The following is a 22,128-nucleotide window of genomic DNA, read 5'->3' as shown; positions in this document are numbered from 1 at the left end:
CGGGCTGCGCGGCCTCCCGCCGCCCGTGCACGGGTCCCGACCACGCCGGGGTGATTAGGCTCTGCGGTTGTGATCAGCGAGGACACCGCCGCCGTACGCCCGCCCGTGCTGCGCCCGGGTGACACGGTGCTGCTGGTGTCGCCGTCCGGGCCGACCTCGCCGGAGCGGGTGGCCCGGGGCATGGAACTGCTCACCGGCTGGGGTCTGCGCCCGGTGCCGGCGCCCAACGCGTACGCCCGTCACGGCTACCTCGCCGGCACCGACGACCTGCGCGCCGCCGACCTGAACGCGGCCTTCGCCGACCCGGACGTGCGTGGGGTGATCTGCACCCGTGGTGGTTACGGCGCCCAGCGGATCGTGGACGCCATCGACATGGCCGCCGTCCGCCGCGACCCGAAGGTGGTGGCCGGTTTCTCGGACATCACCGCTTTGCAGTTCGCACTCTGGCGGGGCGCCCGCCTGGCCGGGGTGCACGGCCCCGGGGCGGCCTGGCGCGACGAGCGGACGCCACTGCGTTCCGCCGAATCCCTGCACGCGGCACTGATGACCACCGAACCGGTGTCGATCACCGCGGTCCCCTCCGAGGAGACCTTCGGCGTACGCGTACCGGGTCGCGCCACCGGCACCCTGCTCGGCGGCAACCTGTGCATGATCGCCGCGTCGATCGGCACGCCGGACCTGCCCGACCTGACCGGGGCGGTGCTGTTGATCGAGGACGTACAGGAGCCCCCGTACAAGGTCGACCGAATGCTCACCCACCTGCGCCGGGCCGGCGCACTGGACGGACTGGCCGGGGTGGCGGTCGGGCAGTTCACCGACTGCGGCGACGGCTGGGACACCACAATCGTCGACGTGCTCACCGAACGTCTGGGCGACCTGGACGTACCGGTCCTCGGCGGCCTCCCCATCGGCCACGGCCCCAACCAGCTCACAGTCCCGGTGGGCACCACCGCCACCCTCGACACCACCACCGCCACCCTCACCGCAACCCCCGCAGTCCACTAACCGGGCTCCGCTCCCCCGCCCGCCCCCGGGCGCCCACCTCCGGCACCGTTGATCATGAAGTTGTTGTCACTCGCCACGGCGTGTCGCGGCAATAACTTCATGATCGCCGCCGGGTGGGTGGGTCAGGTGGGCTATGGCGCCGATTTCCAGGGCGGCCCAGATGCCCGTGGGGGTGCGGGTGATGCCGTGGGGTTCGGCGTTCGGGGTGGGTAGGGCGTAGCCCTCGATTCGCCCGGCGGGGTCGAGGTGACCGATCCGGTTGGCACCCCACTCGGTGAACCACACGCCGCCATCCGGGTCGGCCACTATCGCGTGCGGGCGGGCCGCCCGGTCCGGCAGCGGGATCTCGACGATCTCTCCATCCCTGTCGATCCGACCGAGCTGACCGGCGGCGATCTCCACGAACCAGATGACGCCGTCATCGCCCAAGGTGATGCCGACCGGGCCCGCCTTCGCTGTGGGTAACGGGTGCAGCGTGACAGTGCCGTCGAGGTCGATCCGACCGATCGCGTTCGCCTGGTTGAGTGTGAACCAGAGAGCCTGGTCCGCCCCGGCAGTGATCATCGAGGCGAACCCGCCGGTCACCGGCAGCGGGAACGCGGTGTGGGTGCCGTCGGTCTCCACCCGGCCGATGGTGTCGGAGGTCATCCCGGCGTACCAGAGCGCGCCATCAGGCCCAGCCGCGATGCCGCCTGGCCCGGTGCCGGCCGGTAGGGCGACGGTGCGCTGCTCACCGTCGACGGTGATCCGACCGATCCGGTCGTCTCCCGAGCGGGTGAACCAGAGCGCCCCGTCCGGCCCGGCCGTGATGATCAACGGGCGACCGCCGGCCGGATCCAGCGGGTAGGTCCGGACCTCGCCGTCAGGCGACAACCGGGCGATCCCGCCGGCATGGGCCAACGTCAGCCACAGCGCGCCGTCCGGGCCAGGGGTGATGCCGTACGGTCCGGAGCCCGGCTCGACGAGTGGAATCTCCCGAATCTCGACGGTCATGCCGCAGTGTCCTTCCGTCGGTGAATCGTCCACCCTGACCCCCCGGCCAGCGACGACACAACCGATTTCGCCCACCGCCCGGCCCTGATTGTCAGCTCGCTGACAGGGTCGCCACGGCTTCCGCCCAGACTGCCCGGTCACAGTCGGTCACGACAGCGCAGGATGACCGAACCTCTGGAGGACAGCATGTCCCGCACCATCCGCAGGAAGCACCTGCTGGCCGGCCTGGCCACCGCCGGCGTCCTCGGCGTCGGGATCGCGGCCCCGACGATCGCGTTCGCCGCCGACACTCCCACGCCGACACCGAGCGCCAACACCGCCCTCGCGCCCGACGCGGCGCCCGGCGGGGCCCCGGGTGCGAAGGCCGACCGGCAGGGCGAATTCGCCGAGGCGCTCGCCAAGGAGCTGGGCGTTCCCACCGACAAGGTGACCGCCGCACTGGAGAAGGTCCGCGAGCAGCACCGCCCGGCCGACCGACCGCAGCGCCCGTCCGCCGAGGACCGGCAGGCCGCGCTCAAGCAGCGCCTGGACCAGGCGGTCAAGGACGGCAAGCTCACCCAGGAGCAGGCCGACGCCATCACCACCGCCGTTGAGGCCGGCGTCTTCCCCGGCCCCGGCGGCCACCGCGGCCCGGGCGGCCACCACGGCGCTGGTACGCCCGGCAAGTAGTCCGACGAGCCCGGCCCCGGCAGGCGCCAGCAGGCCGGGGCCGACCTCGGTACCCCCAGGACAGGCCCGGTCCGCCCTCGGCACACCCCACAGCAGGCCCGGTCCGACTCCGACACACTCCCCGGGCAGGCCCGGTCCGCCCTCGGCACGCCCCGCAAAAGGCCCGGTCCGCCCTCGACACGCCCCACAGCAGACCCGGGCCACCCCCGACACACCCCCGGGCAGGCCCGGTCGGCCCACGCCCGCAGCAGGCCCGTTCCGACCTGTCGGGCCCGGGCCGGCCCGGGCCTGTACCGGCTTGATCGACTCGGTTTCCGTGAAGTCGCGGTGTCCTGCGCGCTCGGACACCCCGACATCATGAAAACCGAGTCGATCACGCGCGGCCCGGGAAGGAGCGCGGCCCGGGAAGGAGCGCGGCCCGGAAAGGGGTCAGGGCTGCGGGGGCGGGGGCGTGAACACGCCCAGGTGGTTGCCGGCCGGGTCGAGGAGGTGGGCCAACGTGAGACCGCTCGGAGTCGTACGCGCCGGCACCAGCACCCGCCCTCCGGCAGCTTGAGCCTGTCGGCAGGTTTCCGCCACGTCGACGACCTCGGCGTAGAACACCGCGTAGTTGGGCGACGTCCCGTCGGTTGCCCGGATCGCCCCGCCGATCCCGGTGTCGCCGCCGGCCCCGGTCACGCGGTAGGACCCACCGTTGGCCGAGCCCTGCTCCTCGAAGGTCCAGCCGAACAGGTCTCCGTAGAACCGCTCCGCGTCCTCGGGCCGGTCGGTGCCGATCTCGAACCAGGTGATGGGCGTGGTGGACCTGGACATCTCATGCCTCCAGAATTTCCGTGCCGGCCGATCGGCCGTCGTCTGGAGCAGTCTCGGGGTCGTTGGCGACAGCGTCCTGTCGGTGTTTTCGGATCACCCGGCGGGGTTTCCAGCGACGAGACTCACCATGGCCCGCCGCCCCGCCGACAGGTCTCAGACCAGGCCGCCGCGCCGAGCCCCTCTCAGAGCCGAGCCCGTCTCAGACCAGGCTCAGCGGGCGGACCCGCTCGTGCGGAATGTCGAGATCCGTCAGGCGTAGCTCCCGGGCCACCACGTCGGGCAGCGCACGGACGCTCCGGATCCGATCCGTACGGAAGCAGCGCACCTCGTCGCGCAGACGGCACCAGGCGACCAGGTACCAGTGTCGGGAGTTGCCGAGGTAGCCGAGTGGCTCGACGTCACGGGTCGAGTCGGCGCCGGCGCGGTCGGCGTACCGGATGCGCAGCACCCGGCGCGCGGCGACCGCGTCGGCGACGGTGGCCGGGACGGGCGTGGCCGGCCCGTCGCCGATCAGGTGCACCCGGCCGGCGAGGCGGTGTGCCTCGGCGGCGTCGGCGGCCGGCAGCACCGCCACCAGCTTGCGCAGCGCGGTGGCGGCCGGCCCGGCGAACGGGGAGCCGGCGAGCCGGTGCAGCGCCACCGCCATAGCCACCGCCTCGGCGGCGGTCAGGTTGACCGGCGGCAGGGTGCGGGCGCGGTCGAGGACGTAGCCGCCGGTGCGCCCGGGCTCGGCCCAGATCGGCACCCCGGCCTCCTGCAACGCGCCGAGGTCCCGTTCGATGGTCCGGCTGCTCACCTCGAAGCGCGCGGCCAGCCAGCTGGCACTGCGCGGCCGTGGTGACACCGCCCGCAGCTCCTCGACCAGCGCGTAGAGGCGATCGGTGCGGTTCATGCCCGGCACGCTACGGCCGGGGTACGACGCCCGCGGCGACCGCCCACAGACCGCGAGCGCCCCCGCCGGCCAGAGATCTTGGACAGTTTCCGTCAGGAGATAACGGAAACTGTCCAAGATCTACACAGCCGCAGACGCACAGCCGCCAGCCGCCCGCCCGCAGGCGCACACCCACCAGGACGCACGACCGCAGGCGCACACCCGCCAGGACGCACGACCGCAAGCGAACCGCCCGCACGACGGACCGCCCACACAGCGAACCGCCCACACGACGAACCACCCACACGACGAACCGCCCGCACGGCGACGCGGAAAGCCGCCTCAGGCGATGCAGGCGCAGACGATCAGCGCGGCCCCGAAGTGGGTGGCGGCGCTGACCCGGGCGGCCGGGTGCGGCTCGGGTGAGCAGATGACCTCGCCGAGCTTGCCGGGGGTGAGCAGGTCCAGCACCAGGAAGGCCAGCGCCATGATCGCCAACCCGACCAGGCCGAAGACCACTGTGGAGGCGAGCCCCTTGCCGAAGTCGCTGTAGCTGGTCAGGATCGCGGTGAAGACGATCCCGGCGATGCCGAGCTGGTTGGCGGCGAGCAGCAACCCCGCGTTGGCGTTGCGCTCGACCCAGATCAGGTCTCGCAGCCGTCCCGGGGTGAGCAGGTCGACGAGCCCGAAACCGGCGGCCATCAGGCCGACGCCGACGATCCCGAACACGACGCTCTGCCAGGCACCGCTGAACAGATCCTCCAGCACCGACTTGCCTCCCGACTCTCCGCCCGGAGGGGTACCGGCGCGGTGATCGAGACGATAGCGGCAGCGCGCAACGGCGTCAGCCCCTGCGTCTACAGGGCCAGGTAGCGCTGCCGCTCGTACGGGGTGACCTCACGGCGGTACTGCTCCCACTCGGCCCGCTTGTTGCGCAGGAAGAAGTCGAAGACGTGCTCGCCGAGCACCTCGGCGACCAGTTCGGAGCCGGCCATCACGTCGATCGCCTCGGCGAGGTTCTCCGGCAGCGCTTCGTAGCCCATGGCACGCCGCTCAGCGCTGGTCAGCGACCAGACGTCGTCCTCGGCGCCGGGCGGCAGCTCGTACCCCTCCTCGATGCCCTTCAGGCCGGCGCCGAGCAGCACCGCGAAGGCGAGGTACGGGTTGGCCGCCGAGTCCAGCGAGCGGACCTCGACGCGGGCCGAGTTGGGCTTGCCGTACGCGGGAACGCGGACCAGCGCGGACCGGTTGAGGTGACCCCAGCAGACGTACGCCGGGCTCTCGGTGATCCGGTCGGGCAGGTGCTGCGGGAAGAGCCGCTTGTACGAGTTGACCCACTGGTTGGTGACCGCCGTGTACTCCCGGGCGTGCACCAGCAGGCCGGCGATGAACGACTTCGCCACCTTGGACAGCTTCATCGGGTCGCCGCCGTCGTGGAAGGCGTTGCGCTCCCCCTCGAACAGCGACAGGTGGGTGTGCATCCCGCTGCCCGGCTGGTCGGTGAACGGCTTCGGCATGAAGCTGGCCTGCACACCGGTGGAGAGCGCGACCTCCTTGACCACGTGCCGGAAGGTCATGATGTTGTCGGCGGTGGTGAGCGCGTCGGCGTAGCGCAGGTCGATCTCCTGCTGGCCGGGCGCGACCTCGTGGTGGCTGAACTCCACCGAGATGCCGATCCGTTCCAGCGCGAGTACGCCCTGACGGCGGAAGTCCCGGGCCACCGCGTGGGTGGTGTGCTCGAAGTAGCCGCCGGTGTCGACAGGGGTGGGCACCGAGCCGTCCTGCGGACCGTTTTCGAGCAGGAAGAACTCGATCTCGGGGTGGGTGTAGAAGGTGAAGCCCTTCTCGGCTGCCTTGGACAGCGCGCGGCGCAGCACGTGCCGGGGGTCTGCCCAGGACGGCCCGCCGTCGGGCAGCAGGATGTCGCAGAACATCCGGGCGCTCTCGCCGCTGACGCCGCCTTCGAAGGGGAAGACCTGGAAGGTGGTCGGGTCGGGCATGGCCACCATGTCCGATTCGAAGACCCGGGCGAAGCCCTCGATCGCCGAGCCGTCGAAGCCGATGCCTTCCTCGAAGGCCGCCTCGAGCTCGGCGGGTGCCACCGAAACGCTCTTGAGCGTGCCCAGAACGTCGGTGAACCACAGCCGGACGAACCGGATGTCCCGCTCTTCCAGCGTGCGGAGGACGAACTCCTGCTGACGGTCCACTTCCCCAACCCCTCGCGACACTCTTTTGTCCGCCTTGGCCGGGCTGCACCCGACCTGATCGCCCAGTGTTCCCGGGCCTGGTTACGCAGACGTTACGCGAACTGCCGCCGGCCGTCCCTTCGTGTCCCGCCCGGCGAGCGCGTGCCCCCGCCGTACCACGGCGTCCGCCGCCACGACGGCCGAGCTCCTGCCGCTGCGGCGTCGCGGCGGGTGGCGGCAATCTCGTCCGAGGGTACGGATTGTCGCGCGAGGGCTGGGGCAAGATGAAGGCATGCCCACCCTGCGTCTCGCCCTGTCCCAGGTCAACCCGAGCGTCGGCGACCTCGCCGGAAACGCCGACCTGGTCCGCAGCTGGACTCGCCAGGCCTCCGATGCCGGTGCCCAGTTGGTGCTCTTCCCGGAGATGATGCTGACCGGGTACCCGGTCGAGGATCTCGTCTTCCGGCGTTCCTTCGTCGCCGCGTCCCGGGCCGCCGTGGAGCGGTTGGCCGCCGACCTGGCCGCCGATGGTCTCGGCGAGTTGCCGGTCGTGGTCGGCTACCTGGACGCCGACGGCCCGCCGCAGGTCAGCGGGGACGCCGAGCCGGGCCGAGGTGCCCGCAACGCCGCCGCGCTGCTGCACCGGGGCGTCGTGGCCGCCCGCTACTTCAAGCACCACCTGCCCAATTACGGCGTCTTCGACGAGGACCGGTACTTCGTCTCGGGTGACGCGCTGACAGTTGTGCGGATCGGCGGCGTGGACGTCGCGCTGACCATCTGTGAGGACCTGTGGCAGGCCGGCGGTCCGTTCGCCGCCGCCCGGAGGGCCGGCGTCGGCCTGGTCGTCAACATCAACGGCTCGCCGTACGAGCTGAACAAGGACGACATCCGGCTGCCGCTGGTCCGCCGCCGCGCCGCCGAGGCGGGCGCCGCCATCGCGTACGTGAACATGACGGGCGGCCAGGACGAGCTGGTCTTCGAGGGCGACTCGATGATCGTGACCGCCGACGGTGAGCTGCTCACCCGGGCACCGCAGTTCGTCGAGCACCTGCTCGTGCACGACGTCGAGTTGCCGGCCGCCGCCGCCGCGCCGACCACCGAGACGCTGGCCGACGGCATGCGGATCGTGCACAGCACGCTGGACGGCATTCCGTCCACGCCGTCCGGCCCGGCCGCCACCGGCGGGCTGATCGAGCCGGTGGCCGACGAGGCCGAGGTGTGGCAGGCGCTGGTGCTGGGTCTGCGCGACTACGTCAACAAGAACCGGTTCCCGTCGGTGGTGCTCGGTCTCTCCGGGGGCATCGACTCGGCGGTGGTGGCGGCGCTCGCCGTCGACGCGCTCGGGCCGGACCGGGTGGTCGGGGTGTCGCTGCCCAGTCAGCACTCCTCGGAGCACTCCCGGGAGGACGCCGCCGACCTGGCCAAGCGCACCGGCCTGGACTACCGGGTCGAGCCGATCCAGCCGATGGTCGACGGCTTCCTGGCCAACCTGTCGCTGTCCGGCGTGGCAGTGGAGAACCTGCAGGCCCGGGTCCGTGGCGTGATCCTGATGGCGCTGTCGAACCAGGAGGGCCACCTGGTGCTGACCACCGGCAACAAGAGTGAGCTGGCGGTCGGCTACTCCACCCTGTACGGCGACTCGGTGGGCGGTTTCAACCCGGTCAAGGACGTCTGGAAGACGCTGATCTGGCGGCTCGCGAAGTGGCGTAACAGGGACGCGGCGCGGCGCGGTGAGACAGCCCCGATCCCGGAGAACTCGATCGGCAAGCCGCCGAGCGCCGAGCTGAGCCCGGGCCAGCTCGACAGCGACAGCCTGCCCGACTACGACGTCCTGGACCCGATCCTGATCGGCTACGTCGACGGCGACCTCGGCCGCGACGGGCTGGTCGAGTCGGGTCACGACCCGGCGATCGTGGACAAGGTGCTGCGGCTGGTGGATACCGCCGAGTACAAGCGACGGCAGTCGGCGCCGGGCACGAAGATCTCCATGAAGGCGTTCGGCCGCGACCGCCGTCTGCCGATCACCAACCGGTGGCGCGAGCACGGCTGAGCCGTACCCCTGGGGGTGCCGGGTCGGTGGCGCGGCCCGGCGCCGCCGCGCGGTGACCTCACGGCGCGGTCCCGGGTGGCCAGGTGGGGCGGCCCCGCGCTGGTGGAGTGACATCTTGCACTGGGCCCTGCCGTCAGCCCGTCTCGCGGTGCGACGATCGCGACGGAACCCGGGGACCGCGCAGGCGGCCTCGAGGAAGGGAGACAGAGATGGTGGAGTCCACTCCGCACGAGGTGACCGCGTTGTACGGCGGCCCGGCCACCCGACGGGTCCGCACCCGCGACCTGATGGCCGCCAAGGAGCGCGGCGAGCGCTGGCCGATGCTCACCTCGTACGACCAGTACACGGCGTCGATCTTCGACCAGGCCGGCGTTCCGGTGTTGCTGGTCGGCGACTCGGCAGCCAACAACGTGTTCGGCTACGAGACCACCCTGCCGATCACCGCCGACGAGCTGCTTCCGCTGGTCCGGGCAGTGGTGCGGGCGACCCGGCAGGCGCTGGTCGTCGGTGACCTGCCGTTCGGCTCATACGAGGAGGGCCCGGCCCAGGCGCTGCGCACCGCTGTCCGGTTCATGAAGGAGGGTGGCTGTCACGCGGTGAAGTTGGAGGGTGGCCGCCGCAACGCCGCGCAGATCGCCGCGATCGTCGGCGCCGGCATCCCGGTGATGGCGCACATCGGCTTCACCCCGCAGAGCGAGCACACCCTGGGTGGCTACCGCGTGCAGGGTCGCGGCGACGCCGCCGACGAGGTGCTGGCCGACGCGCGGGCGGTGGCGGAGGCGGGCGCGTTCGCCGTGGTGTTGGAGATGGTGCCCGGCGAGGTGGCCAAGCGGATCACCCACGAGCTGCCGATTCCCACTGTGGGCATCGGCGCGGGCCCGGACACGGACGCGCAGGTGCTGGTCTGGCAGGACATGGCCGGGCTGCGGACGGGCAAGGCGCCCCGTTTCGTCAAGCGGTACGCGGATCTGGCCGGCGCTCTCACCGACGCCACCCGCCGTTTCGCCGACGAGGTCCGCGGCGGCGAGTTCCCCGCCGCCGAACACACCTTCTAGGACCGGGCACGGCGTGATCCGCTCGGTCGCGCCGAAAGCGGGGTGTCCCGGGCACCGGGACACCCCGTCTTCGTGAAACCGGAGTGGATCGCGCCGCTCGCGGGTCAGAGGTCGGTGACGCGGATGCCGGCGTGCGCCTTGTAGCGCTTGTTGATGGCGATCAGGTTGGCGGTGAACGCCTCGATCTGGTGGGCGTTGCGCAACCGGCCGGCGTAGATGCCCCGCATGCCGGGGATCCGGGCGGCGAGCGCGCCGACGATGTCGACCAGCTCGCGGTCCTCGGTGCAGATCAGCACGTCCAGGTCGATCCGGTCGACCTCGGGGTCGGCCAGCAGCGGAGCGCTGACGTGGTTGAACGCGGCGCAGACCCGGGAGTCGGGCAGCAGCGCGGCGGCCTGCTGCACGGCGCTGCCCTCGGCGACGGTCAGCGCGTACGGGCCCTGCTTGTCGAAGCCGAGCGGGTTGACGCAGTCGACGACGATCCGGCCGGCGAGCGGCTCGGCGAGGGCGGCGACGGTGGCGGCGTGCCCGTCCCACGGCACCGCGATGATCACCACGTCGCTGCGTCGGGCCACCTCGTCGTTGGCCGCACCGGTGACGCTGCCGCCGGCCGGCACCCCGGGCAGGGCGGCGATCTCGGCCGCGGACTCGGCGGCCCGCTCCGCCGACCGGGACCCGATCAGTACCGTCTGGCCGGCCCGCGCGAACCGGTAGGCGAGGCCCCGCCCCTGGTCGCCGGTGCCGCCGATGATGCCGACAGTAAGCCCGGACACGTCGGGCAGGGTGCTCGCGTCGTATGCCATTCCCTCATCCTCGCAAACCGCTCGGCCGGTCAGCAGCGCCGAGCGCTGTGAGAATCCCCGCTGCCGCGAGCGACAGCGCCGCCGAGGACCGGGCCAAGGCCGGCGACCACGCCCACGGACGACGGGCCGGGCCCGGGCCGGCGGCCCGCTCAGGCCAGCTCGAACAGGACGGTACGGGCCGCCGGGTCGGCGGTGACGAGGCGGACCCGGACCCGTTCGCCGAGCGGCAGTTGGCCGAGGCAGCGGGCGCGTACCGGCGGGGCGTCCAGCGCGACGGTGCCGCCGGGCGGTCGGGGCCGGGACTTGCCGTTGGGCGGGGCGTCGACGTCGAGGACAGCCGCGTCGAAGGTCTCCCCCACCCGGTGCTCCAGCACCGCCGCCTCGGCCAACTCGACGGCGCCACGAGCGGCAGCCGAGGCGACCCGGTCGGTGCTCGCCATCACCTCGGGCAGCCGGGGCAACGCGGCGCGGGCCCAGTCGGGCACCGCCTGGCCCGCGTGCAGGGCCAGGCAGACCTCTGTGGCGTGCCGGTCGGCCAGCCGCCGCAACGGCGCCGTCACGTGGGCGTACGCGGCCGCCACGCCGCCATGTTCCGGCTGCTCCGGCAGCTCCCCGTCGAAGGCGGTGTACGCGGCACCGCGCATCAGCTCGGCCGCCTGGTCGATGAACGCGGCGGCGCGCGGCTGGGCGGCGTCCAGACCGGCGATGACCTGCCCCGGGCCCACGTCGTCCGGCCAGTGCACGCCCAGCGGCGCGGCGGCGGCCCGGAGCCGCTGCACCGCCTCCGGTTTGGGCGCCGGCATCGTCCGCAGCAGACCCACCCGGCCGGCCAGCATGATGTCGGCGGCAGCCATCCCGGTCAGCAGGGAGATCTGCGCGTTGTGTTCTTCCATCGGCACCGGCGCGCGCAGCACCAGCCGCCAGCCCTCACCGTCGGGCTCCAGATCCTGCTCGGGCAGCGGCAGGTTGATGGCGCCCCGGCTCAACCCACGGGCGGTCAGTCGGTCGCCGATCTCCGGCAGCAGCGCGATCGGGTCGGGTAGCCGGCCGGCCTCGGCTGCCGCCTGCACCCCGGTGTAGTCCAGTTTGGCGCGGCTGCGGACCAGTGCGCGTTCCAGCTCGACGGCGACGGTGCCGCCGTCGGCGTCCAGGTCGATGGTCCAGACCACAGCGGCCCGGTCGTCGTCGGGCAGCAGGCTGGCCGCCCCCTCACTGAGGGTGTGCGGGTGCAGCGGCACGTTGCCGTCGGGCAGGTAGATGGTCTGCCCCCGCCGCCAGGTCTCCGCCTCCAACGCCCCACCCGGTGTGACGTGCGCGGCGACGTCGGCGATCGCGTACCGCACCCGGTAGCCCCCACCGGGGCGGCGGCTGAGGTGCATCGCCTGGTCCAGGTCCCGCGAGGTGGCGGGGTCGACAGTGACGAACGGGATGTCGGTGCGGTCGACGGGCGGCTGCGGCGGTGCCGCAGCCGCCTTGTCGGCTTCACGCTGGGCGTCGGCCGGGAACTCCTCGGGCAGGCCGAGCTCGCGGCGCAACGCGCCGAAGTCGATGCGGGGCGCGAGTACGCGTCGAATGACCACGGGTCAATCCTGACAGCGCCACGGGTGATCCGCTTCCGGTGACCGGCCGAAAATCCGCCCGGCGAGGGGATGCTCCGCGTTCAGCCGGTCGCCTTGCGGGCTGCGCTGCGAGCCCCCCTGGGGGCGGTGGCTCGGGCGGCGACCGGGCGGGCCGGAGACTTACGGGCGGTCACCTTGCGGGCCGGCGCCTTGGCCGCGACGGTCTTCTTCGCCGGGGCCTTCTTCGCCGCCGCCTTGCGGGCGGTGGTCGACGAGGTACCCGTCACCTTCGCAGCGGGGGCCTTCTTGGCCGGAGCCTTGCGCGCGCCGCCGCTGGGGCGGGTGGACGCTGTCTTCTTCGCCGCTGCCGTCTTCTTCGTCGCTGTCTTCTTGGCGGCGGACGCCTTGGTCGCCACCTTCCGCGCCGGGGCCTTCGCCGCGCTGGTGGTCTTGCGCGCCGATGCCTTCGCCGCGGTGGTGGTCTTGCGCGCCGGGGCCTTCGCCGCGGCGGTGGTCTTCTTCGCCGCGCTGGCGGTGGTCTTCTTCGCCGCGCTCACCGTCTTCTTCGTCGTACCGGTGGTCTTCTTCGCGGCGGTGGTGGTCCTGCGCGCGGTGGACGCCGGGGCCCGCTTGGCGGCGGCGGTCGTCTTGCGGGTGGTGGTCGAGGCCTTCGCGGGGGCCTTCTTGGCCGCGGCGGTGGTCTTGGTGGTGGCCTTCTTCGCGGGGGCCTTCGTGGCCGCGGTGGTGGTCTTCTTGGCCGGAGCGCGGCCCGCCCCGCCGGCGGCCTTGCGGGCCGGCGCCTTCGCGGCAGCCGCGGTGGACTTGCGCACGGGGGTGGTCCGGCTCGCCGCCGTGTTCCGCTCCGCCGCGGCGGTCTTCTTCGCGGTGGTGCGTCGGGCGGCCGGGCGCTTGGTGGCCTGCTGTGCTTCGGCCATCGTGGTTCCCTCCTCGGGGGACGTGCTCTCGCGTGCGTCCTCGCGGAGCACGGAATACCTCGGCGCGAGCCCGTCCCGCGCCGCCTATCTGTCGTCCCCGGCCCAACGAGCGTCCTCGGCATCCCACGCCTCGTTTCGCTCCTGCACTCGTTGCAGGGCGTTCTCCGCGTCGGCTGCCGAGTCGTACGGGCCGAGAACGTGCTTCGCCGGACACACGTTGGCGTCCGTCTCGACCCGGTGATGCCGGGTGCACCAGTAGAACTGCCCACCACGTTCGCTGTCGCTCATGGGAATCACTGTGCACCGCGAACCGGCCGGCCGCCACCGGATCGCACAAGTCGCCGACGATCTCCACAGTAGATATGCATTGCGTTCGTCGGGCCGAAATGGCGAAACGCGTGGGACTGAAACTCCAGAAGATGCGCAGGTGAGCATCACTGCTGGGCACATCTATGATCGCCGGATGGCGACACCGGACTACATCGTGGGGCTGCGCAAGCACGTCGGCCACGACCTGCTCTGGCTGCCGAGCGTCAGCGCGGTGGTCCGCAACGACGCCGGTGAGCTGCTGCTCGGCCAGCGTGCCGACGACGGGCGCTGGTCGGTGATCAGCGGTTTCGTCGAGCCGGGCGAGCAGCCGGCCACGGCGCTGGTCCGGGAGGTGCGCGAGGAGACGGGCCTTGAGGTGGCGCCGGTGCGGATGTCCAGCGCCGTGTCGCACCCGCACACGTACCCGAACGGGGACCGCTGCGAATACCTCAACCTGGGGTTCCTGTGCCGGTTGGTGGCCGGCACGGCCCGCGTCAACGACGACGAGTCGCTGGCCGTGCGGTGGTTTCCACTGGACCGGCTGCCCGAGCTGGACAAGCACGCCCTGCTGGTCATCGCGTACGCGTTGCGCGAGAACCAGCTGGCCGGTTACCTGGAGCCGGGTACGACGTGGGACGACGTACCCGACTGAGGTTCACACCGGGGTCGGCGCGAGGGCCAGCGGCGCGACGGGCGCCGACCGGGCCGCCCGGATGGCGTACGCGAACGCGTACGGCGTGCAGGCCAGGTAGAACATCGGCTCCAGCAACAACTGGTCGGTGATCAGGAAGATCTCCCACGACGTGGGGCGGGGAAGGCCGAAGTTCCAGTCGGTCCAGCAGACCAGGAGCCACAACGGCGCGGAGATCCGGTCGACGCTGTCCGGTGTCATCGCGTCGGCCGGAACGGTGCCGGGTCCCGGAATGGTCTGGAGTACGAAGAGAATCACGGCCAGGTCGGCCGCGACGAGCGCGCCGACGAGGCCAACCAACCAGGCGACGCCGACCCGACCCCGGGCGACGAGGCTCGCCGCAGCCCAGAGGGCCAGCGTCAGGCCAGCCAACCAGAGCAGCAGACCGGGTACGAAGCTGCCGAAGACATTGCCGTTGATGACGGACATGAGCCCGAGTGCGGCCACACCGACGGGCAGCACCACGCCGAGCGCGATGCGCAGCGGGCCCTTCAGTGCGGTGTGCCGGGCCGACCGTGACGTGTACTTCGCCAACAGCACCGCGAAGCCGACGGTCAGCGTCGACCAGAGCGGCAACTGCGCCGCTGTCGACCAGCTCACTCGCATCGACAGCAAGTTGTAGACCTGACTCATGGCCAGCGCGCTGACGACCACGATCCCGGCGCAGGCGAGCGGGGCCAGCAGCAGGGCGGCGGCGGTACGGCGGGCCCGCCGATGCATCATGCTACGGTCGAGAAGCGGGGCGCCGGCCCGGCTCACGGCCAGGCTCATGGCGAAGCCGACCATCTTCGTCCAGCGACCGCTCTCGGCGAGAACGTGCAGCTCGGCGGCCCATTCGCGGCGCAGGTCGTCGCGGACGTCGGTTGGCCAGCGGCGCGCGGCCCACTCCAGCAACAGCTCGACGATCCGTCGGGTCACCATGCCGGCGCTCCGATTGCTCCCGTTGTCCTCACTCGTTCGCCGCTCGAGGACCCCGATGACGCTTTCCGCTCGCCTTGTATGTCCAGCCCGTGGCGCTGCGCGTCTGGACCAGAGCGACCGGCGCGGTGGGCGCGGACCGGGCCGCCCGGATGGTGTAAGCGAGCGCGTACGGCGTGCAGGCCAGGTAGAGCATGGGCTCTATCAACACCCGGTTGGTGATCAGGAAGATCTCCCACTCGATCGGCCGGGGCAGGCCGAAGTTCCAGTCCGTCCAGCAGGCGAAGAGCCACAACGGCGCGGAGATCGGGTCGACGCGCTCCCGTGCCTCGATCGTCGGCCCAGCGCCGAATCCGGCGGGGTACGCGTCGACGATGACGAGGATCACCGCGAGGTCCGCGGCGACGAGTGCGCCGAGGACGCCCACCCACCAGGCGGCGCGGACGCGACCCCGGGCGGCGAGGCTCGCCGCGGCCCAGAGCGTGAGGGTCAGGCCGGCCAACCAGAGCAGCAGACCGGGTACGGCGTCGGCCAGGCCCTCGGCGTTGACGACGTACCTGAAGTTGACGACGTACACGAACAGGATGACGGCCGCACCGACCGGGAGCACCACGCCGAGCGCGATACGCAGTGGGCCGTCGAGTGCGTTGTGCCGGGCCCAGCGGGCGGCGAACACCGCCAGCACGACCGCCAGCACGATGGTGAACGCCGCCCAGATGGGCCTCTGCGCCCGCTCCACCCAACTTGCCCGCACCAGCAACGAGTCGACGGAGAACAGCGCCAACACACCGAGGGCCACGATCCCGACGCAGGCGATCGGGGACAGCAGTAGCGCGGCGATGGTGCGACCGGTCCGAGCACGCAGCACTGTGCGGTCGACGATCGGGGCGCCGGCGCGACTGACCGCCAGGCTCACCGCGAAGCCGACCATCTTCGTCCGGCGGCCGCTCTCGGCGAGCACGTGCAGCTCGGCGGCCCACTCGCGGCGCAGGTCGTCGCGGACCTCGGCCGGCCAGCGGCGCGCTGCCAACTCCAACAGCAGCTCGACAACCCGGCGGGTCACCACGCCGGTGCTCCGGTGGGCTCGGTGCCGCCCCACGAGCGACGGCCGCCGTCGGGGATCGCGGCCCGCAGGTCGGCGAGCGCCTGCCGGGCCTGCGTCACACCGACGGCGGTCAGTCGGTAGTAGCGGCGGGCCGGCCGGCCGGCCGCGACGGGATCGATCGCCTCCCAGTCGGCGGCCAGCCAGCCGGCCCCCTGCAAGCGGTGCAGCACCGGGTAGAGGGTGCCGCTGGGCAGGCCGGTCATTCGCATCAGGTCGAGCCCGTAGCGCTGCTCGTCGGGCTCGGCGAGCAGCGCCGCGAGCACCTTCGCGACCGGAATGGTCATCCGCATCCGGCCACTGTATCGGAATTCTACATAGGGGTGGGTACCCGTTCGACGGGAATCCACAGCTCGGCGTCCGCCTGGGTGCCGTCCGCCGACACCCGGACCCGGGAGATCTCCGGTCCAGGTCGGCTGCGGTACGGGTTGGACGGAAACCACTGGGTGAACACGTCACGCCACAGGAACTGCACCGCCTGCGGAAACGCACCGGACGTGGTGAACACCGCCCACGACCCCGCCTGCACCGGCAACGCGTCAAGGTCCTCCGGTGGCACGACGCTGGTCACCACCCCGTGCCAGTAGTCCAGCTCGGTGCCCTCCTGCCGACTGTCGGCGAGGTTGTCGCTGACGTTGACGATTCCCTTCGGCTCCTGATCGGAGAGCGCCTCGATCCGCTCTGTCGTCTCCTTGTCGATGCTCCGGATGAACGCGACGATCGCCGGGTTCATCCCCTCGTGCACCAGCGGGACCCGGGCCTTGCGCCCCACCAGCGCGAACGCGTCCTTGTCGACGATCCGGTACTCCATGCTGCCGCTCCCTTCGACTGTGAGTCGGAAGGACATCCGGGGCTGGGCTCGCAGCGCTGCCCCCGTACGCCGAGCTTCTCCGGGGCCCACGCCGTGCACGGCGTGGAACGCCCGGGCGAACGCCTCCGCCGAGCCGTAGCCGTAGTGCACCGCGACGTCGAGCAACGTCCGCTCCCCCGCCAGCACGTCCGCACCGGCGACGGTGAGCCGACGCCGACGGATGTACTCCGACAGCGGCATCCCGGCCAGCGCGGAGAACAGCCGCCGGAAGTGGTACTCCGACGTCAGCGCGATCCGCGCCAGCTCGGCCACCTCGATCTTCTGGTCGAGGTGGCGCTCGATGTACGCCATGGCCTCGTTGAGCCGATCCAGCACCCGGGCCTCCTTCCCTTTCCAGCACCGACGTTAGGTCGCGGGGCCGGTGGCCCACCCGACATCCGATGCCCGCATCGGTCGGGTGCGGCCGCACCGATCGTCATGTCGTAGCTTTGCTTCCCGAGGAGGTCGACGTGGCCGAGTATCCGCAGGACGTCGTGCAGCGCTTCCACGGCACCCCCGAGCAGGTCGACGCCGGCCTGGTCGGCGAGCCGCCACGGACCTGGGCGTCAGTCGTCATCGAGGAGTACGACAGGGCCTGGGCGCAGCGATTCGTCGCCCTCCGCACGTCGATCGTCGAGGCGCTGGGCGACCTGGCCCTCGCTGTGGAACACGTGGGGTCCACGGCGGTGCCGGGGCTGGCGGCCAAGCCGATCATCGACATCGACCTCATCGTCGAGGACACCGCCGAGGAGGCCGCCTACCTCCCCGCGCTGGAGCGGCTCGGGTACCGGCTCGTCCTGCGCGAGCCCTGGTGGCACGGGCATCGGATGCTCGTCAGCCCCGGCGAGGACGTCAACCTGCACGTCTGGCCGCCGGGTGCGCCGGAACCCGTCCGGCACCGGCTCTTCCGCGACTGGCTGCGTTCGCATCCGCACGACCGTGAGCGGTACGCCGCGGCCAAGCGCCGCCTCGCCCGGGACACCGCGCACCAGCCCCGCGACTACAGCCTCGCGAAGAACGACGTCATCGACGAGATCTACGCGCGCATCTTCGCCGCCTGACGCCCCGCGCAGTCGGCGGCAACACGTAGATCTTGGACAGTTTCCGTTATCAGCTAACGGAAACTGTCCAAGATCTGGCCGCGGGCCGCGGGCCGGCGGCCGGCCGGGCAGTCGACATTGTCCGGAAAAGCGCCTTGACCCTGACACGGTGGCGGGCTGGAGACTGGCTCCATGGACCTTGATGACTACCGGGGACACTCCCCCTACAGCGACCCCGGGCGGCACGGCGGGCTCCTCGACGCCGTGGCCTCCGACGTCCCCACAGTCGCCGCGACCGCCCGCAACGTGATCGTCCACTACCGGGCCGGCGGCGTCGACCTGCCTGTCGACCGGCTGGACGAGGTGAACCACCGCTGGGTGGACCGCGTCCTCGACACCGACCAGTCCCGCTTTCCCCTGCCGCTGAGCGCTGAGCGCCCGGCCGTGGACCGGGTGGCCGGCTGCTGCCGGGACCACACGCTGCTATCGATCGCGATCCTCCGTCAGCACGGCATTCCCAGCCGCAGCCGGGTCGGCTTCGCCTCCTACTTCACTCCCGGCTGGCACCACGATCACGTGGTGATGGAGTACTGGAACGGCGAGCGCTGGGTCTGGGCCGACCCGGAGCTCGACCCGGCCGGCGACTGGCGGTTCGACGGCTACGACATCGACCCGGGGGCAGGGCTCTTCGACTCGGCGGCGCGGGTGTGGTCGGCGTACCGGGCCGGGACGATCGATCCCGACGTCTACGGCGTGGCCCCCGGCCTGCCGGTCCACGGCGCCTGGTTCATCTACAACTACGTCCTGCACGAACTGGCCCATCGGCTGAAGGACGAGCTGCTGCTGTGGGACAGCTTCGGCGCGATGACCGACGACCTCGCCGCCGCCGACCTCACGCTCGCCGATGAGATCGCCGCCCTGCTGCTCGAAGCCGACGACGGCGACGAGGCGGCGGAGAAGGCGCTCGCCGCAAGGTACGCGACCGACACTCGCCTGCGTCCCGGCGCTCAAATACGCAGCTTCTCACCGGTCTCCGGCACTGTGAGCACTGTCGATCTGCGTATCAGCCGAAGGTGAAGGCGTACGCCTGGGCGCCCGGCTCGCCGAACGTGATCTCCAGGGTCCGCTCACGGACCGGGCCGTCCTGGCGGACGAGCTGGTAGAGCCGGCCGTCCTGGAGTACGCCGTTGCCGTCCTCGTCGACATCGACGCCGTGTGACGGGCCGGGAGCGTCACCGTCGAGGAGCACCCGGAACGGAATCGACGCTCCCACCCCGGCGGCCAGCACGAGGTGCGCGTCGCGGGCGTGGAACCGGAAGGCGATGCTGCCGCCGGCCCGGTCCAACACGACGTTGTCCGACCCGATCGTCCACTCCCCCGCCAGCGCCCACTGGTTGAGGCCGAGGCTCTCCGGCACCTGGTAGGCGCGGCGTTCGTCGAGCGCCGGACCGTTCGGCGACGCGAAGTGTTCGCCGCGACTGAAGCCGAGGTACGTCTCGGGCGTGCGCAGGTTGTCCCAGTCGGCCTCTGCCTCCGGGCCGATCCCTTTGACGGGTACGGGTTCGCGCTCGATGCCGAGCAGGTGCTGGAGCATCCGCTCGGACTGCTCGTAGCGCCCCTCGCCGAAGTGTTCGTCGCGGATGACGCCGTCGGTGTCGACGAAGTAGAGCGCCGGCCAGTAGTGGTTGTCGAACGCGCTCCAGATCGTGTAGTCGTTGTCGACCGCCACCGGGTAGTCGATCGATCGGTCCGCCACCGCGCGGCGCACCCGGTCGACCTCGTGCTCGAACGGAAACTCCGGCGTGTGCACCCCGATGACGACCAGCCCGTCATCGCTGTAGGCCTGCGACCAGGCCCGCACGTACGGCTCCTGGCGCAACCAGTTGATGCAGGTCAGCGTCCAGAAGTTGACCAGGACGACGCGCCCACCCAGGTCGGCGGGGTCGAGTGGCTCGGAGTTGAGCCACTCGGCCGCCCCGTTCAGCGGGGGCAGGTGCACGCCCATCTAGCGCAGCGACCGGAAGGCGGTGCGAAGCTCTTCGGAGAAGATCTTCGGCTGTTCCCAGGCCGCGAAGTGCCCGCCCACGTCGAGCTTGTTGTAGTAGATGAGGTTGGAGTACGCCTGCTCGGCCCAGCTCTGCGGCGCCTCGTACAGCTCGTCGGGGAAGACGCTCACGGCGACCGGGACCTTCACGCCCTTGGCGGCGAAGAACGAGAGCTTGTTCTCCGCGTACAGCCGGGACGCGGAGATCGCCGTGTTCGTCAACCAGTAGAGCGAGATGTTGTCCAGGATGTCGTCGCGGGTGAGGCCCGCTTTGGCCCCGTCGAAGACCTGCGAGATCAGGGCCAGACTCTTCGCGTCGTGGTCGAGCAGGAACGACGCCAGGCCGACCGGAGAATCCGCCAGCCCGGTCAGCGTCTGCGGACGTGTCGCCATCATGAGGGCGTAGGCGACGTGTTTCCAGACGTAGTTGGCTTCCTCGGCGGCACGCATTTCGTCGTCGGAGAGCCCTGCTGGCAGCGAGCCCATGGCGTTGTTCGCGCCGGTGGTGTCGCCCTGGAACAACAGGTCGATCTCGGGTGGGATCGCACCGGGCATGTTGGTGTGGATGCCCAGCAGTTCCGGGGGCGCCTGAATGCCCATCTGGTCGACGATGACAGCACCCCAGTCGCCGCCCTGCGCGACGAACCTGTTGTAGCCGAGCCGTTTCATCAGCTCGGTCCAGGCGGTCGCGATCTTCTGCGGGTTCCACCCGGACTCGGTCGGCTTGCCGGAGAAGCCGTGGCCGGGCAGCGACGGGATGACCAGGTGGAAGGCGTCCGACGCGCTTCCGCCGTGCGCCGTCGGGTCGGTGAGCGGCTCGATGATCTTCATTTGCTCGATCACCGAGCCCGGCCACCCGTGGGTGACGATGAGCGGCAGCGCTTCCTCGTGCTTCGAGCGCACGTGGATGAAGTGGATGTCCACTCCGTCGATGGTGGTCATGAACTGCGGTACGGCGTTCAGCCGCGCCTCGACCTTGCGCCAGTCGTACTCTTTTTCCCAATAGCGGGCGACGGCCTGAATGGTCGCGAGTGGCACGCCCTGCGACTGGTCGTCCACCGTTTCCTTGTCCGGCCAGCGGGTGGCCTTGATGCGCCTCTTCAGGTCATCGAGGTCGGCCTGCGGAATGTCGACCGAGAAAGGCCGAATCTCCGTGGTGCCCGGACGAGTCTTGGTTGTGACAGCCATGCGTGTTTCCTCTCCGTCTCGGTTTGCGCCTCGCGAGGAGAAATCATGGGTGAAAGGCTCTGCCCGGACTTGTGTGCCAACGATGGGCACGCCGCCGCCATATCTCGGAGCCTAGAACGCCGCACCGGCTGCTCGTGGCGATACGAGCAGCCCTCTCACGTGTCAGCTCCGGGGGCCGCCACGGCGTGTTCGGCGGCGCGACTGACCTGCTCCCAGCTCGCCCAGGTGTCCATCCGTCGACGGGCGATGTCGAACGCCAGGTCGTACACCATGCTGCCGAGCAGGAGCCGCAGCGGCGGCTCGTCGCTGTCGACAAGGCGCAGCAGCGCGTCGGCGGCGAGCCGCGGTTCGCTGTCGATCGAGCCTTCCGCCCACTGGCGCTCCAACTCGGCACGCAGTGGCGCGTAGGCGTCCATCGGGGTGGTGGCGCGCACGCTGGTGTAGAGGTCGGTCCAGTATCCGCCCGGCTGCACGATGCTGACAGTGATGTCGAAGGCCGCCGCCTCCATCGCCAGCGCCTCGCTCATGCCCTCCAGGGCGAACTTGCTCGCGCTGTACAGGCCGGTGCTCGGGAAGCCGGCGAGCGCGGCGATGCTGGAGACCTGCACGATGTGGCCGGAACGTTGGGCGCGCAGGTGCGGCAGCACTGCCTGACTGACCCAGAGCGCGCCGAAGAGGTTGACCTCGAACTGGGCGCGCGCCTCGGCCTCGGTGAACTCTTCGATCATGCCCATGGACAGGGTGCCGGCGTTGTTGATGACGATGTCGAGCCGGCCGAAGTGCTCGACGGCGGTGGTCACGGCGGCGATGACCGCGGCGCGGTCGGTCACGTCGAGGGTCAGGGCCAGCAGCCGGTCGGCGTACTTCTCGTCGAAGTCGGCCTGGTTGATGGTGCGGGCGGCGGCGACCACCCGGTCACCCCGGTCGAGCGCGGCGTCGGCGAAGGCGCGGCCCAGGCCGCGGCTGGCACCGGTGATGAACCAGGTACGCATGTGTTCTCCAAGCGTTTCAAGACGAGACGGTCCGTCTCGTGATGTGCCGAGACTA

At 71.2% G+C, this 22,128-nt stretch carries 23 protein-coding genes; 7 read left to right on the top strand and 16 right to left on the bottom strand.

From position 1 onward, the window contains the following. Positions 1 to 69 precede the first annotated feature (69 nt). Positions 70 to 1,005, top strand: coding sequence for an LD-carboxypeptidase (locus AB0K35_RS19580; protein WP_363886682.1), 936 nt, complete (start codon positions 70 to 72; stop codon positions 1,003 to 1,005). A gap of 66 nt (positions 1,006 to 1,071) precedes the next feature. Here AB0K35_RS19580 and AB0K35_RS19575 read toward each other — a convergent pair whose 3' ends face one another. Then, positions 1,072 to 1,998, bottom strand: coding sequence for a virginiamycin B lyase (locus AB0K35_RS19575; protein ID WP_363886680.1), 927 nt, complete (start codon positions 1,996 to 1,998; stop codon positions 1,072 to 1,074). Between the two features lie 186 nt (positions 1,999 to 2,184). Between AB0K35_RS19575 and AB0K35_RS19570 the strand changes: the two genes are divergently transcribed. Continuing rightward, positions 2,185 to 2,667 carry a hypothetical protein gene (locus AB0K35_RS19570; protein ID WP_363886933.1) on the top strand — a complete coding sequence of 161 codons (483 nt, stop codon included), beginning with the start codon at positions 2,185 to 2,187 and terminating at the stop codon, positions 2,665 to 2,667. Between the two features lie 429 nt (positions 2,668 to 3,096). Here AB0K35_RS19570 and AB0K35_RS19565 read toward each other — a convergent pair whose 3' ends face one another. The 4 genes from AB0K35_RS19565 to glnA form a co-directional block, all read right to left on the bottom strand. Next, positions 3,097 to 3,480: a VOC family protein gene (locus tag AB0K35_RS19565; RefSeq protein ID WP_363886677.1), complete on the bottom strand. Its 384-nt coding sequence runs from the start codon at positions 3,478 to 3,480 to the stop codon at positions 3,097 to 3,099. A gap of 199 nt (positions 3,481 to 3,679) precedes the next feature. After that, positions 3,680 to 4,372, bottom strand: coding sequence for a WYL domain-containing protein (locus AB0K35_RS19560; protein ID WP_238671428.1), 693 nt, complete (start codon positions 4,370 to 4,372; stop codon positions 3,680 to 3,682). Positions 4,373 to 4,693: 321 nt separating this feature from the next. Further along, complete coding sequence (locus AB0K35_RS19555; RefSeq protein WP_238671429.1) at positions 4,694 to 5,119, bottom strand: DUF350 domain-containing protein; 426 nt, start codon at positions 5,117 to 5,119, stop codon at positions 4,694 to 4,696. A gap of 89 nt (positions 5,120 to 5,208) precedes the next feature. After that, positions 5,209 to 6,558, bottom strand: a complete 1,350-nt coding sequence (gene glnA, locus AB0K35_RS19550; RefSeq protein ID WP_124855802.1) for a type I glutamate--ammonia ligase — start codon at positions 6,556 to 6,558, stop codon at positions 5,209 to 5,211. A gap of 271 nt (positions 6,559 to 6,829) precedes the next feature. Here glnA and AB0K35_RS19545 point away from each other — a divergent pair, with 271 nt between their 5' ends. Then, a complete protein-coding gene (locus AB0K35_RS19545) occupies positions 6,830 to 8,587 on the top strand; it encodes an NAD+ synthase (protein WP_238671430.1) in 1,758 nt (585 codons plus the stop codon). A 209-nt stretch (positions 8,588 to 8,796) separates the two neighbouring features. After that, complete coding sequence (panB, locus tag AB0K35_RS19540) at positions 8,797 to 9,642, top strand: 3-methyl-2-oxobutanoate hydroxymethyltransferase (protein WP_124855798.1); 846 nt, start codon at positions 8,797 to 8,799, stop codon at positions 9,640 to 9,642. 104 nt (positions 9,643 to 9,746) lie between these two features. Here panB and npdG read toward each other — a convergent pair whose 3' ends face one another. The 4 genes from npdG to AB0K35_RS19520 form a co-directional block, all read right to left on the bottom strand. After that, positions 9,747 to 10,445: an NADPH-dependent F420 reductase gene (gene npdG / locus AB0K35_RS19535; RefSeq protein ID WP_091409546.1), complete on the bottom strand. Its 699-nt coding sequence runs from the start codon at positions 10,443 to 10,445 to the stop codon at positions 9,747 to 9,749. Between the two features lie 149 nt (positions 10,446 to 10,594). After that, positions 10,595 to 12,025 carry an RNB domain-containing ribonuclease gene (locus AB0K35_RS19530; protein ID WP_363886673.1) on the bottom strand — a complete coding sequence of 477 codons (1,431 nt, stop codon included), beginning with the start codon at positions 12,023 to 12,025 and terminating at the stop codon, positions 10,595 to 10,597. A gap of 80 nt (positions 12,026 to 12,105) precedes the next feature. Beyond that, positions 12,106 to 12,939 carry a histone gene (locus AB0K35_RS19525; RefSeq protein ID WP_363886670.1) on the bottom strand — a complete coding sequence of 278 codons (834 nt, stop codon included), beginning with the start codon at positions 12,937 to 12,939 and terminating at the stop codon, positions 12,106 to 12,108. 84 nt (positions 12,940 to 13,023) lie between these two features. Beyond that, positions 13,024 to 13,227, bottom strand: coding sequence for a hypothetical protein (locus AB0K35_RS19520; protein WP_030330129.1), 204 nt, complete (start codon positions 13,225 to 13,227; stop codon positions 13,024 to 13,026). A 175-nt stretch (positions 13,228 to 13,402) separates the two neighbouring features. Between AB0K35_RS19520 and AB0K35_RS19515 the strand changes: the two genes are divergently transcribed. Then, a complete protein-coding gene (locus AB0K35_RS19515; RefSeq protein ID WP_363886667.1) occupies positions 13,403 to 13,900 on the top strand; it encodes an NUDIX domain-containing protein in 498 nt (165 codons plus the stop codon). Between the two features lie 3 nt (positions 13,901 to 13,903). On the opposite strand, the gene AB0K35_RS19510 is transcribed toward AB0K35_RS19515, so the two are convergent. The 4 genes from AB0K35_RS19510 to AB0K35_RS19495 are packed head-to-tail and all read right to left on the bottom strand — an operon-like array spanning position 13,904 to position 17,145. Beyond that, entirely contained in the window at positions 13,904 to 14,860 is a 957-nt protein-coding gene (locus tag AB0K35_RS19510; protein WP_363886665.1) for a hypothetical protein, read from the bottom strand. Between the two features lie 28 nt (positions 14,861 to 14,888). Continuing rightward, positions 14,889 to 15,920, bottom strand: a complete 1,032-nt coding sequence (locus AB0K35_RS19505; RefSeq protein WP_363886663.1) for a hypothetical protein — start codon at positions 15,918 to 15,920, stop codon at positions 14,889 to 14,891. After that, entirely contained in the window at positions 15,917 to 16,252 is a 336-nt protein-coding gene (locus tag AB0K35_RS19500; protein ID WP_112680179.1) for a helix-turn-helix transcriptional regulator, read from the bottom strand. Before AB0K35_RS19500 ends, AB0K35_RS19505 begins: the two co-directional genes overlap by 4 nt. A 20-nt stretch (positions 16,253 to 16,272) precedes the next feature. Then, on the bottom strand, positions 16,273 to 17,145 hold the full coding sequence (locus tag AB0K35_RS19495) for a GyrI-like domain-containing protein (RefSeq protein WP_363886661.1): 873 nt from the start codon (positions 17,143 to 17,145) through the stop codon (positions 16,273 to 16,275). A gap of 134 nt (positions 17,146 to 17,279) precedes the next feature. On the opposite strand from AB0K35_RS19495, the gene AB0K35_RS19490 reads away from it, so the two are divergent. Both AB0K35_RS19490 and AB0K35_RS19485 read left to right on the top strand, forming a co-directional pair. Further along, the gene (locus tag AB0K35_RS19490) at positions 17,280 to 17,870 is read left to right on the top strand and encodes a GrpB family protein (RefSeq protein WP_238671438.1); all 591 of its coding nucleotides are present in this window, start codon (positions 17,280 to 17,282) and stop codon (positions 17,868 to 17,870) included. 171 nt (positions 17,871 to 18,041) lie between these two features. Then, positions 18,042 to 18,926 carry a transglutaminase domain-containing protein gene (locus AB0K35_RS19485; protein ID WP_363886658.1) on the top strand — a complete coding sequence of 295 codons (885 nt, stop codon included), beginning with the start codon at positions 18,042 to 18,044 and terminating at the stop codon, positions 18,924 to 18,926. Here AB0K35_RS19485 and AB0K35_RS19480 read toward each other — a convergent pair. The 3 genes from AB0K35_RS19480 to AB0K35_RS19470 all read right to left on the bottom strand — a co-directional run bounded on the left by AB0K35_RS19480 (position 18,913) and on the right by AB0K35_RS19470 (position 22,073). Further along, positions 18,913 to 19,854 (bottom strand): redoxin family protein, encoded by a 942-nt coding sequence (locus AB0K35_RS19480; protein ID WP_363886656.1) that lies wholly within the window; start codon positions 19,852 to 19,854, stop codon positions 18,913 to 18,915. The two genes, AB0K35_RS19485 and AB0K35_RS19480, sit on opposite strands and share 14 nt — an antisense overlap. Continuing rightward, complete coding sequence (locus AB0K35_RS19475) at positions 19,855 to 21,081, bottom strand: epoxide hydrolase family protein (RefSeq protein WP_238671441.1); 1,227 nt, start codon at positions 21,079 to 21,081, stop codon at positions 19,855 to 19,857. Positions 21,082 to 21,236: 155 nt separating this feature from the next. After that, entirely contained in the window at positions 21,237 to 22,073 is an 837-nt protein-coding gene (locus tag AB0K35_RS19470) for an SDR family oxidoreductase (RefSeq protein WP_238671442.1), read from the bottom strand. Positions 22,074 to 22,128: the final 55 nt, after the last annotated feature.

The sequence above is a fragment of the Micromonospora sp. NPDC053740 genome, from assembly GCF_040677775.1.
In the GTDB taxonomy this organism is placed as follows: Bacteria; Actinomycetota; Actinomycetes; order Mycobacteriales; family Micromonosporaceae; genus Micromonospora; species Micromonospora alfalfae.
Note: the sequence above shows the minus strand (reverse complement) of the source record. Positions and strands in the feature narration are given on the sequence as shown.

Bases quoted from the DNA above. Each gene is read 5' to 3' on its own strand.
- AB0K35_RS19565 (WP_363886677.1), bottom strand. From the start codon at position 3,480: ATGTCCAGGTCCACCACGCCCATCACCTGGTTCGAGATCGGCACCGAC.
- AB0K35_RS19525 (WP_363886670.1), bottom strand. From the start codon at position 12,939: ATGGCCGAAGCACAGCAGGCCACCAAGCGCCCGGCCGCCCGACGCACC.
- AB0K35_RS19500 (WP_112680179.1), bottom strand. From the start codon at position 16,252: ATGCGGATGACCATTCCGGTCGCGAAGGTGCTCGCGGCGCTGCTCGCC.
- panB (WP_124855798.1), top strand. From the start codon at position 8,797: ATGGTGGAGTCCACTCCGCACGAGGTGACCGCGTTGTACGGCGGCCCG.
- AB0K35_RS19475 (WP_238671441.1), bottom strand. From the start codon at position 21,081: ATGGCTGTCACAACCAAGACTCGTCCGGGCACCACGGAGATTCGGCCT.
- AB0K35_RS19545 (WP_238671430.1), top strand. From the start codon at position 6,830: ATGCCCACCCTGCGTCTCGCCCTGTCCCAGGTCAACCCGAGCGTCGGC.
- AB0K35_RS19515 (WP_363886667.1), top strand. From the start codon at position 13,403: ATGGCGACACCGGACTACATCGTGGGGCTGCGCAAGCACGTCGGCCAC.
- AB0K35_RS19510 (WP_363886665.1), bottom strand. From the start codon at position 14,860: ATGGTGACCCGACGGATCGTCGAGCTGTTGCTGGAGTGGGCCGCGCGC.
- AB0K35_RS19520 (WP_030330129.1), bottom strand. From the start codon at position 13,227: ATGAGCGACAGCGAACGTGGTGGGCAGTTCTACTGGTGCACCCGGCAT.
- AB0K35_RS19480 (WP_363886656.1), bottom strand. From the start codon at position 19,854: ATGGGCGTGCACCTGCCCCCGCTGAACGGGGCGGCCGAGTGGCTCAAC.
- AB0K35_RS19560 (WP_238671428.1), bottom strand. From the start codon at position 4,372: ATGAACCGCACCGATCGCCTCTACGCGCTGGTCGAGGAGCTGCGGGCG.
- npdG (WP_091409546.1), bottom strand. From the start codon at position 10,445: ATGGCATACGACGCGAGCACCCTGCCCGACGTGTCCGGGCTTACTGTC.
- AB0K35_RS19470 (WP_238671442.1), bottom strand. From the start codon at position 22,073: ATGCGTACCTGGTTCATCACCGGTGCCAGCCGCGGCCTGGGCCGCGCC.
- AB0K35_RS19570 (WP_363886933.1), top strand. From the start codon at position 2,185: ATGTCCCGCACCATCCGCAGGAAGCACCTGCTGGCCGGCCTGGCCACC.
- AB0K35_RS19485 (WP_363886658.1), top strand. From the start codon at position 18,042: ATGGACCTTGATGACTACCGGGGACACTCCCCCTACAGCGACCCCGGG.
- AB0K35_RS19575 (WP_363886680.1), bottom strand. From the start codon at position 1,998: ATGACCGTCGAGATTCGGGAGATTCCACTCGTCGAGCCGGGCTCCGGA.